The following is a 10060-nucleotide window of genomic DNA, read 5'->3' as shown; positions in this document are numbered from 1 at the left end:
CCTCGGCGGCGGCAGCAGCCTCGGCCTGCTGCCGGGCCTCCTCCTCGGCCTGCTCCCGCGCCTCCTGCTCGGCCTCACGGCGCTCGGCACGCTCGGCAGCGATCTCCGCGGAGCGCTCCTGCACCGCCTGGGTGGCGGCCTGGCCGGCGGCGGCCGAGTCGGCGACGACATCGCGCGCCAGCACCAGCTGGTCCAGCCGGAGCGTGCCCTGCTCCGGCTGCTGCACCGCGGTGGCGACGCGCTCCACCGCCGCGGTACCGATGGCCGGACCGGCGGCCGACAGTGAGGCCTCGGCGCGGCTGGCGTCCAGGCTCGCCCCGGGGGTGGAGGCCGCGAAGGCGGCCAGCCCCATCGAGACAGTGGCGATGGCGGTGGTCAGCAGGGCGGCGGGACGGTGCAGACCGCGGGCGCCGCGGTGGGCGCCGCGCTGATGGGCAGGGGTGGGACGGGACACAGGGGGGCTCCTCTGGGCTCGCCCGGGGTCGCGGGGGCAGCGACGCGCAGCGGGCGGGCGTTATCAAATCGTGACAAAACCAGGTCTACCGTGCCCGACCGCGGGTCGCCGGTGCAAACCCGCGCCGCCGGACGTGGCCAATGTCACAGCGCCGGGCGCGGCCCCCACGCTCCGGCCAGTCGTGGCCCCGCCCGCACCGTCGCCGCGGCGCCCGCCGCGGCTCAGCCCAGGTGGTGGGTGCCCTCGAGCATCTCGGTGACCAGGGCCGCGATGGGGCTGCGCTCGCTGCGGTGCAGCGTCATGTGGGCGAAGAGCGGGTGCCCCTTGAGCGACTCGATGACGGCCGCTACCCCGTCGTGGCGGCCCACCCGGAGGTTGTCGCGCTGTGCGACGTCGTGGGTGAGCACCACCCGGGAGCTCTGCCCGATGCGGGACAGCACGGTCAGCAGCACGTTGCGCTCCAGCGACTGCGCCTCGTCCACGATGACGAAGGCGTCGTGCAGCGACCGGCCGCGGATGTGAGTGAGCGGGAGCACCTCGAGCAGCTCGCGGTCCAGGATCTCCTCCACTACCTCGGTGGAGACCAGCGCGCCGAGGGTGTCGAAGACGGCCTGCGCCCACGGGCCCATCTTGTCGTTCTCGGTGCCGGGCAGGTAGCCCAGCTCCTGGCCACCGACCGCGTAGAGCGGCCGGAAGACCAGGACGCGGCGGTGCTGGCGGCGCTCCATGACCGCCTCCAGGCCGGCACAGAGGGCCAGCGCGCTCTTGCCGGTGCCAGCGCGGCCGCCCAGGCTGACGATGCCGATGTCCGGGTCGAGCAGCAGGTCGAGCGCGATCCGCTGCTCTGCCGAGCGCCCGTGCAGGCCGAAGGCGTCCCGGTCACCGCGCACCAGCCGCACCGCGCCGTCCGGTGCCACCCGGCCCAGCGCGCTGCCGGACGGCCCGAGCACCGTCAGCCCGGTGTGGCACAGCAGCTCGTGGGCGCCGTCGTGCTCGAGCCGGCCGGTCTCGTAGAGGGTCGCCATCTGCTGGTCGGTGACCTCCAGCTCGGCCATCCCCGTGAAGCCGGAGTCCACCGCCAGCTCGGCGCGGTACTCCTCCGCCTCCAGGCCCACCGCGGAGGCCTTGACCCGCAGCGGCAGGTCCTTGCTCACCACGGTGACGTCCCTGCCCTCGGCGCTCAGGTTGGCCGCGACGGCCAGGATCCGGGTGTCGTTGTCGCCAAGCCGGAACCCGGCCGGCAGCGCCTCCGGGTCGGTGTGGTTGAGCTCGACCCGAAGCGTCCCGCCCTCGTCCCCGACGGGGACCGGCTCGCTGAGACCACCGTGCTGGACCCGCAGGTCGTCCAGCAGGCGCAAGGCCTGCCTGGCGAAGTAGCCCAGCTCGGGGTGGTGGCGCTTGGCCTCCAGCTCGCTGATCACGACGACGGGCAGCACCACCTCGTGCTCGGCGAACCGGGTCATCGCCCGCGGGTCGGACAGCAGCACGGAGGTGTCAAGGACGTAGGTGCGGGTGGTTGTCGCGACGGGGGCGCGCGTGGGGGCCTGGTCGGCGCTGGGACGAGCGGTGGTGCTGGCCATGTCGACTCCTCCGACGCGCGCGGCTGCTACGCGTCCTGACGGTGGGCTGACCGGGACCGAGCCGTGACCGGGGTGGCCACGAGCCGGAACCGGCCCTCCACCCAGAGCGTGCGCTCCATCCGGTCGGGCCTCCCGAGACGGGGACGGGTGTCCGTCGTCATCTCCGACGCTAGGCCGCCTGCTCCCCCGAGGCACGCACATTTCTCCGCGTGGCGCGGACGACCTCCCGCGCCGGGAGAGGGCGCCGGCCCGAGCGGGCTCAGCGCCCGAAGCGGCGCTCTCGCTCGGCGTAGGAGCGCAGCGCCCGCACGAAGTCCACCTTGCGGAAGTCGGGCCAGAACGCCTCGCAGAAGTAGAACTCGCTGTGGGCGCTCTGCCACAGCAGGAAGCCGCCGAGCCGCTGCTCGCCGCTGGTGCGGATGACCAGGTCGGGGTCCGGCTGGCCCTTGGTGTACAGGTGCTCGGCGATGTGCTCCACGTCCAGGGTCTGGGCCAGCTCCGCCAGGCTCGTCCCGCGCCGGGCGTGCTCCGCCAGCAGCGAGCGCACCGCGTCGGTGATCTCCTGGCGCCCCCCGTAGCCGACCGCCACGTTGACCAGCATCCCGGGGGCGTCCGCGGTGCTCGCGGCCGCCCCGCCGAGGACCTGGCGGGTGCGCTCGGGCAGCAGGTGGGTGGCACCGACGACGTGCAGCCGCCACCGACCGGCGCGGGCCAGGTCGGCCACGACCCCCTCGATGATGCCCAGCAGCGGCTCCAGCTCCGACTCCGCGCGGTCCAGGTTGTCGGTGGACAGCAGCCACAGCGTGACCACCTCGACCCCCGCTTCCTCGCACCAGTCCAGCAGCGGCCGGATGTTGTCGGCGCCCGCCTGGTGGCCGTGGGCCGTGTCGGCGCCCCGGGCCCGCGCCCAGCGCCGGTTGCCGTCCAGCATCACGCCGACGTGCCGGGGCAGCCGGTCGGCGGGCAGGCTCCGGGCCACCGACCGGGTGTAGAGCCGGTAGAGCACGCCCCGCAGTGAAGCCATGGCGCTCAAGGTACCTCCCCCTGCTCGGGGTTCCCTGAGTGCCACCGGCGCCGCGGCTCGAGGCTAACCTACGGGTTCGTAACCTACGACACGGTAAGTTAGGATCGGGCCATGACCGGCAGCGACTCCCTGGGCCGTCGCGGCGCCCACGCCGTCGGGGACGCCGCCCAGGCGATGAAGCCGCATCTGCGCGGCTGGCTGCACCTCGGGATGGCCCCCGTCGCGCTCGTCGCCGGCCTCGTGCTGGTGGCGCTCGCCCCGACGACTCCCGCCCGGGTGGCGGCCGCCGTGTTCGGGCTCACCGCGGTCCTGCTGTTCGGGACGTCGGCCCTCTACCACCGCGGCACCTGGAACCCCAAGGCGGCCCGGCTGCTGAAGCGGCTGGACCACGCCAACATCTTCCTCATCATCGCCGGCACCTACACCCCGTTCGCGGTGCTGCTGCTGCCGCCGGGCGAGGGACGCGTGCTGCTGTGGGTCGTGTGGACGGGCGCGCTCGGGGGCGTGGCGTTCCGGATCCTGTGGGTGGGTGCGCCACGGTGGCTCTACACCCCCGTGTACGTCGCGCTGGGGTGGGTCGCGGTGTTCTACCTCGGCCACTTCCTGGAGGCCGGCGGGCCCTGGGTGCTCGGCCTCATCACCGCCGGTGGCGTGCTCTACACGCTGGGCGCGGTCGTCTACGGCACCAAGCGCCCGAACCCCTCTCCGCAGTGGTTCGGCTTCCACGAGGTGTTCCACGCCTGCACAGTGGCTGCCTTCATCGCCCACTACGTCGCGGCCTCGCTGGCCGTCTACGGCGCGACACCGGCCGGCGCCTGAGCCAGTCCCGGGGTCGGTCGCCTCGCGCGGTCACCGCCTCGGCGCCGCGGACCCCGCGTCGTCCTCGGGCCCCGGCCGCCCCGGGCCGTCGCGGTCGCCGTCGCCCGAGTCGCCGGCCTGCTCCTGCTCCAGCCGCCGCAGCCGCTCTTCCTCCCGGAGCCGCATCCCGCGCAGCCGCCGGCTCAGGTCCCGGCCGAGGAACCACAGCACTAGCCCCAGCCCGAACAGCACCAGGAATCCGCCGAGCCCGGCGGTCACCTCGACGCTGCTGGTGTTCACGCGCTCTCCTCCGCGTGCCCCTCCACCTCGGTGCGGGCCTCCGGCTCGCGCTCGTCCTCGGCCCCGAGCCGCGCGGCCCGGGGGTCGGTCTCGACCGGCGCCTCGGTGCGGTAGGCGGCGGCCAGCGTGCCGTCGGCCTCCCGCGGCGGTGGCTTGCGGCACAGCGCGTCGGCCTCGGGCACCTCGGCCGGGATCCCGGCGAACAGGTCGTCCTCGGGCAACGACACCGGCAGCATCGACAGCGCCAGCTCGAAGTCCTCGGTCGGGTGGACGCGCTGCTGCAGCTCCAGCGGCGCGGCGAACCACATCCCGTCGGGGTCCACCTGGGTCGCGTGCGCGCGCAGCGCCTCGTCCCGGGTCGCGAAGTGCTCCCCGCACACCACCCGGCTGGTGATGGTGCGGGGCGTCCGCTCCTCCATCCGGGCCACCCACTCGGCGAAGGGCGACTCCATGCCCTGAGCCAGCATCTCCTGGTGCAGGTGACGGATCCGCTCCGGCGCCCACGCGTTGTAGTACACCTTGAGGGGCTGCCAGGGCTCGCCGGCGTCCGGGAACCGCTCCGGGTCACCGGCGGCCTCCACCGCCGCCATCGAGACGATGTGGGTCATGATGTGGTCCGGGTGCGGGTAGCCACCCTTCTCGTCGTAGGTCGTCAGCACGTGGGGGCGGAAGGAGCGGATCACCCGCACCAGCGCCTCGGTCGTGGCACGCAGCGGCGCGAGCGCGAAGCCGCCCGGCGGGAGCGGCGGCAGCGGGTCCCCCTCGGGCAGGCCGGAGTCGACGAACCCCAGCCAGGTGTGCTGGACGCCGAGGATCGCGGCCGCGCGAGCCATCTCCCGGCGCCGCACCCGGGCGATGTCGCGCCGCAGCAGCATCTCGTCGGCCAGCTTGGGGTTGAGCACGTCCCCGCGCTCACCGCCGGTGCACGAGACCACCATCACGGCCGCGCCCTCGGCGACGTAGTGCGCGGTGGTCGCCGCCCCCTTGCTCGACTCGTCGTCGGGGTGGGCGTGCACCGCCAGCAACCGCAGTCCCTGGGACACCCTGTGCTCCTGTCGTTGCCGATGACGGACAATGGGCTCGGCGGTCGCCGCAGCCGCCGACCATCCTCTCACCACGGTCAGATCGGAGCGCGCCCGTGTCCGTCACCACTGACGCACGCCGTCGCCGCACCTGGTGGGTCGTCGGCACGCTGGGGGTGCTGACGATGACCGCCGTGATCGTGTGGTTCGCGGTCGCCGCGACCAGCGGCAAGGTGCACTGGACCAACACCGGCTTCCTGGTCGACTCCGAGGAGCAGGTGACGGTGCGGTTCGACCTGGTACGCGACCCCGGCCGCGCGGTGGTGTGCGAGCTGCACGCGCTGGACGAGAACAAGACCCGGATCGGTACCGCCCAGGTCGAGGTGGGGCCGGTGGAGTCCTCCCCCAGCCGGCACACGGCACCGGTGCGCACGGTGACCAGGGCCACCACGGGCTACGTCGACTTCTGCTGGTACGCCGACGAGCGCCCCGCAACCGGACCGTGACCATATCGTGACCTTCGTTGGTGGACTCCGCCCTCGCCGTTGTTAGAATGAGTGATCACGCTGGTCCGGGCCGGGTGTCATCGCGACGCCCCCATCGCCCGGGCCGTCTTGTTTGATCACGCCGTCCCACCGGTTCCAGCCGGTGGCCGGATGCGTGCGCGAGCGGCGCCGATCCGTGGGTGTGGTCGGGCAACCAACCGACCGAGGAGTGAAGACGTGACCGAGGCAGCCAAGGCGACGAGCTTCCTGACCCGCGAGGCGTACGAGCGGCTCCGGGCCGAGCTGACCTACCTCTCCGGCGAGGGCCGCACGGAGATCTCCAAGCGGATCGAGGCCGCCCGCGAGGAGGGGGACCTGCGCGAGAACGGCGGCTACCACGCGGCCAAGGAGGAGCAGGGCAAGATGGAGGCCCGCATCCGCCAGCTGGAGCACCTCCTCGAGCACGCCACGGTGGGTGAGGCCCCGCCGGACGACGGCGTCGTCGAGCCGGGCATGGTCGTCACCGTGGAGATGTTCGGCGAGACCGAGACCTTCCTGCTCGGCAGCCGGGAGATTTTGGGCGACCGGGAGGACCTGGACGTCTACAGCGAGCGCTCCCCGCTGGGCTCGGCCATCAACGGCCGCACCGCGGGGGAGACGGTCAGCTACGAGGCGCCGACCGGCAAGTCGATCGAGGTCAAGGTCCTCGAGGTGAAGCCGTTCGGCGGCTGAGCCACCCACCGCAGCTCACGAGCGCGGGCCGGTCCTGCCGCGGGACCGGGCCGCGCTGCTGTGCCCGCCGGTGGAGCCTGGTTCAGCACCGAGCGGCCTGCTCCCGGCCCGGTCGCTGCGGTCCCGGGTCCACGGCCTGCGCGGCGACCGCATCGGCCAGGTCGGGGTGCTCGGCGGCCAGCAGCCCGGCCGCGAACGTCAGGTAGCTGCCGTCGACCGCCAGCTGGGCCCGGACGAGGACCCGGCCACCTCCGACGGCATCTTCGTCCACCACCCGGGCGGCCCGGCCGTGGCAGAGGGCGACACCGTGCGGGTCACCGGCACCGCCGACGAGTACTTCCAGATGACCCAGCTGTCGGCCACCGCGGCGGCCGTCTGCGCCACCGACGGTGAGCTGCCGCCGCCGGTGGCCCTGGAGCTGCCGTTGGCGGAGGAGGACAAGGAGCGCCACGAGGGCATGCGGGTCACGCTGCCGCAGGACCTGGCGATCCTGGAGTACTTCAACTTCGGCCGCTACGGCGAGATCGCGCTCGGCACCGACCGGCAGTTCCAGCCGACCGCCGTGCACGCGCCCGGCTCGGCGGAGGCCGAGGCGCTGGCCGAGGCCAACGCCCGTCACCGCATCACCCTCGACGACGGCCGCAGCACGCAGAACCCGGACCCGGCGCGGCACCCCAACGGGGAGGAGTTCACGCTGCAGAGCCGGTTCCGCGGCGGTGACCTGGTCACCGACGCCACCGGTGTGCTCGACTTCCGGTTCGACCTGTGGCGGGTGCAGCCCACCACCGGAGCGACCGTGACCACGGCCAACCCGCGCCCGGAGGCGCCGGAGCTGGCCGGTGGGCTGCAGGTGGCCTCGTTCAACGTGCTGAACTACTTCACCACGCTGGGCAGCCGCGGCGCGGACACCGAGGCGGAGCTGGCGCGGCAGGAGGCCAAGATTGTGGCCGCCCTCGCGGAGCTGGACGCCGACGTCGTCGGGCTGATCGAGATCGAGAACAACGGCGACGAGGCGCTCGCCCGGCTCACCGGCGCGCTCAACGACCACCTCGGCGAGGAGCGTTACGCCTACCTGGCCACCGGCGAGGTCGGCACCGACGAGATCACCACGGCGTTCATCTACCAGCCGGCCGAGGCGACCCCCGTCGGTGACTTCGCCACGCTGACCTCCGCGGACGACGAGCGGTTCCTGGACGACAAGAACCGCCCGACGCTGGCGCAGACGTTCCGCGACGAGGCGACCGGCGGCATGGTCACGGTGGCGGTCAACCACCTGAAGTCCAAGGGCTCCTCGTGCGAGGACGTCGGCGACCCGACCGACCCCGACGGCCAGGGCAACTGCAACGGAGTGCGCACCGCCGCGGCGGAGGCGATGGCCGACTGGCTGGCCGGCGACCCGACCGGCACCGGCGTCGAGGAGGCGCTGATCATCGGCGACCTGAACGCCTACGACAAGGAGGACCCGATCGAGGCGCTGCGGGCGGCCGGGTACACCGACCTGCTGCTCCGGGAGCAGGGCGAGCACGCCTACTCCTACGTCTTCGACGGCCAGCTGGGCTACCTGGACCACGCCCTGGCCAACGAGGCGCTGCTGGAGCAGGTGGCCGGCGCGGACGTGTGGGCGGTCAACGCCGACGAGCCGAGCCTGCTGGACTACGACATGTCCTTCACGGCCCCGCCGCAGGACGCCATCTACGCGCCCGACCCCTACCGCTCCAGCGACCACGACCCGGTGGTCGTCGGCCTGGACCTGACCCCGCCGGACAGCACCGCCCCCGAGGTCGCGGTCTCGGCGGACCCGGCGACGGTCTGGCCGCCGAACGGCAAGCAGGTTCCGGTCACGGTGACCGTGGCGGCCAGCGACGACACCACCACGGCCGACGAGCTGCGGGTCGAGCTGGTCGACGCCGTGGCCACCGGTGGCGCGGTGGAGCAGCAGACCGAGCGCGAGTTCCTGGTCACCGCGGCGATGGCGGCCCGGTACACGTTCGTGTACGCGGTCACCGACGAGGCCGGCAACACCACCCTGGCGGACGTGACGGTCGAGGTGCTCCGGCCCGGGGCCTGGCCTCAGCGGCCGGCCAAGCGCTCGAACTGAACCGCGTCGTAGCGGTGACCGCCGGGCCGGTAGACCGTCGCCTCACGCTCGGTGCCGACCAGCTGCCAGCCGGCGCGCCGCAGCACCGCCTGTGAGGCGGCGTTGCGGGCGTCGGCGGCGGCCCCGAGCCGGTGCAGGCCCAGCCCGGCCAGCGTGTCGGCCGGGTCGCGTGGCGCCGGCGCGAAGGCATGCCGGGTGCCCAGTGCCAGCGCCTCCGCCATGAGCCCGCGGCCGCGGGCGGGCGCGGACAGCCAGTAGCCCAGCCGCCCGGAGCCGTGGAAGTAGGGCCGGTCCAGCGCGAACAGCGCCAGCCAGCCCAGCGGACGGTCGTCGTCCGGGTCGGCCAGGCACCAGGACAGCGCCTCGCCGCCGGCCATCCGCTCCCGGGTGCGCAGCAGCCAGCCGGCGTAGCCGCCGGGGTCCTCCGGCGGGAGCACGGGGGCCATGAAGGCGCGGGCCGCCTCGTCGTGGGGCGGCAGCCGGGGGCCGTCGTCCTCCCGCCAGGGCCGCAACCGGACCCGGTCCCCGACCAGCACCGGGGCGTCCAGCCAGCGGTGAGCAGGGGCCCTGGGCTCGCCGGCGGCCAGGCTGCCCACCCACCCGTCGCGCAGCCCCTGCACCGGGTGCGCCTCCAGGCCGCGGACGGTCCCCTCGACGGTGAACCCTGCCCGCCACGCGATCCTCCTGCTGGCGAAGTTGCCCCGCACCGACCGCCAGCGCACCAGCTGCAGCCGGTCGTGCCCGAACGCGTGCGCCAGCGCCAGCCGGACCGCCCGCAGCCCGACCCCGCGGCCCCGGGCCCACGGGTGCAGCCCGTACCCCAGCTCACCGCCGCCCTGGCCGTCGCGGCTGTAGTTGACCGAGCCGGCGAACCTGGCTCGCCCGTGGTCGTCGCGGGCCTGCACCGCCCAGTACCGCGGGGAGGCCGGGGAGGGGTCGCGCCAGCTGGACCGGGCCAGTGCCAGGAACTCCTCGGCCTGCCGTGGGCCGTAGGGGTCCGGCAGCGGCAGCCAGCGGCGAGAGAGCGGGTCCTGGCACTGCTGGAGGACTCCTGCCAGGTCGGCCGCGGTGTGGGCACGCAACCGCACGGCTCCGTCGTCCAGCACCGGGACGGCCCTCGAGTGGTCGCCGGCCCCCTCCATGGCTCCTCCTCCCGGGCCGGCGGCCCGCGAACGCCTGGCCCCGCGCGGGCCACGGTTCCCGCTCGCGGGCGAGCAACGTTTAGCCTAGGTGGGTTCCATCCTTACGTGTCAGGAGACCTGGGTGCCGAAGCTGTTGGAGAAGATGCTGCGGGCGGGTGAGGGCCGCACCCTGCGGCGGCTGGAGGCGGTCGCCCGGCAGGTCAACGTGCTCGAGCCCGAGTTCGAGAAGCTGACCGACGAGGAGCTGCGGGGCGAGACCGACCGGTTCAAGGCCCGGCTGGCCGACGGCGAGTCGCTGGAGGACCTGCTGCCGGAGGCGTTCGCCGCGGTGCGGGAGGCCGCCCGTCGCACCCTCGGCAAGCGGCACTTCGACGTCCAGATCATGGGTGGCGTCGCGCTGCACGAGGGCAACGTGGCCGAGATGA

General features: G+C 74.0%; 10 protein-coding genes and 1 pseudogene. 5 read left to right on the top strand and 6 right to left on the bottom strand.

Annotation, left to right across the window (positions count from 1 at the left end; all coding sequences use genetic code 11):
* From GFJ45_RS13125 to GFJ45_RS13115, 3 genes are all read right to left on the bottom strand, one after another.
* On the bottom strand, positions 1–454 hold a 454-nt coding region (locus GFJ45_RS13125), incomplete at its 3' end, for a hypothetical protein (RefSeq protein ID WP_228386999.1).
* Positions 455–675: 221 nt separating this feature from the next.
* On the bottom strand, positions 676–2034 hold the full coding sequence (locus GFJ45_RS13120) for a PhoH family protein (RefSeq protein ID WP_194288664.1): 1359 nt from the start codon (positions 2032–2034) through the stop codon (positions 676–678).
* 259 nt (positions 2035–2293) lie between these two features.
* Positions 2294–3058 carry an isoprenyl transferase gene (locus GFJ45_RS13115; protein WP_153397932.1) on the bottom strand — a complete coding sequence of 255 codons (765 nt, stop codon included), beginning with the start codon at positions 3056–3058 and terminating at the stop codon, positions 2294–2296.
* A 111-nt stretch (positions 3059–3169) separates the two neighbouring features.
* On the opposite strand from GFJ45_RS13115, the gene trhA reads away from it, so the two are divergent.
* Positions 3170–3877, top strand: a complete 708-nt coding sequence (trhA, locus tag GFJ45_RS13110) for a PAQR family membrane homeostasis protein TrhA (protein WP_153397930.1) — start codon at positions 3170–3172, stop codon at positions 3875–3877.
* Between the two features lie 30 nt (positions 3878–3907).
* Here the strand turns inward: trhA and GFJ45_RS13105 are convergent, their stop codons facing one another.
* The gene (locus tag GFJ45_RS13105; RefSeq protein WP_153397928.1) at positions 3908–4156 is read right to left on the bottom strand and encodes a hypothetical protein; all 249 of its coding nucleotides are present in this window, start codon (positions 4154–4156) and stop codon (positions 3908–3910) included.
* Positions 4153–5199: a mycothiol conjugate amidase Mca gene (gene mca, locus GFJ45_RS13100; protein ID WP_153397926.1), complete on the bottom strand. Its 1047-nt coding sequence runs from the start codon at positions 5197–5199 to the stop codon at positions 4153–4155. The genes GFJ45_RS13105 and mca overlap by 4 nt, the downstream gene beginning before the upstream one ends.
* Positions 5200–5294: 95 nt before the next feature.
* Here mca and GFJ45_RS13095 point away from each other — a divergent pair, with 95 nt between their 5' ends.
* The 3 genes from GFJ45_RS13095 to GFJ45_RS13085 all read left to right on the top strand — a co-directional run bounded on the left by GFJ45_RS13095 (position 5295) and on the right by GFJ45_RS13085 (position 8493).
* The gene (locus GFJ45_RS13095; RefSeq protein WP_153397924.1) at positions 5295–5684 is read left to right on the top strand and encodes a DUF4307 domain-containing protein; all 390 of its coding nucleotides are present in this window, start codon (positions 5295–5297) and stop codon (positions 5682–5684) included.
* A gap of 216 nt (positions 5685–5900) precedes the next feature.
* A complete protein-coding gene (gene greA / locus GFJ45_RS13090; protein ID WP_153397922.1) occupies positions 5901–6395 on the top strand; it encodes a transcription elongation factor GreA in 495 nt (164 codons plus the stop codon).
* A gap of 70 nt (positions 6396–6465) precedes the next feature.
* A complete protein-coding gene (locus GFJ45_RS13085; protein ID WP_228386993.1) occupies positions 6466–8493 on the top strand; it encodes an ExeM/NucH family extracellular endonuclease in 2028 nt (675 codons plus the stop codon).
* Here GFJ45_RS13085 and GFJ45_RS13080 read toward each other — a convergent pair.
* Positions 8466–9635, bottom strand: coding sequence for a GNAT family N-acetyltransferase (locus tag GFJ45_RS13080; RefSeq protein ID WP_153397918.1), 1170 nt, complete (start codon positions 9633–9635; stop codon positions 8466–8468). The genes GFJ45_RS13085 and GFJ45_RS13080 overlap by 28 nt on opposite strands.
* A gap of 121 nt (positions 9636–9756) precedes the next feature.
* On the opposite strand from GFJ45_RS13080, the pseudogene GFJ45_RS13075 reads away from it, so the two are divergent.
* Positions 9757–10060, top strand: a pseudogene (locus tag GFJ45_RS13075) (preprotein translocase subunit SecA); the annotation flags it as partial.

It is taken from the genome of Ornithinicoccus halotolerans (assembly GCF_009602535.1).
In the GTDB taxonomy this organism is placed as follows: Bacteria; Actinomycetota; Actinomycetes; order Actinomycetales; family Dermatophilaceae; genus Ornithinicoccus; species Ornithinicoccus halotolerans.
This window is presented reverse-complemented; position numbering and strand designations above follow the sequence as displayed.

Coding starts and splice junctions, on each gene's coding strand:
- GFJ45_RS13080 (WP_153397918.1), bottom strand. CDS start 9,635: ATGGAGGGGGCCGGCGACCACTCGAGGGCCGTCCCGGTGCTGGACGAC.
- GFJ45_RS13120 (WP_194288664.1), bottom strand. CDS start 2,034: ATGGCCAGCACCACCGCTCGTCCCAGCGCCGACCAGGCCCCCACGCGC.
- trhA (WP_153397930.1), top strand. CDS start 3,170: ATGACCGGCAGCGACTCCCTGGGCCGTCGCGGCGCCCACGCCGTCGGG.
- GFJ45_RS13115 (WP_153397932.1), bottom strand. CDS start 3,058: ATGGCTTCACTGCGGGGCGTGCTCTACCGGCTCTACACCCGGTCGGTG.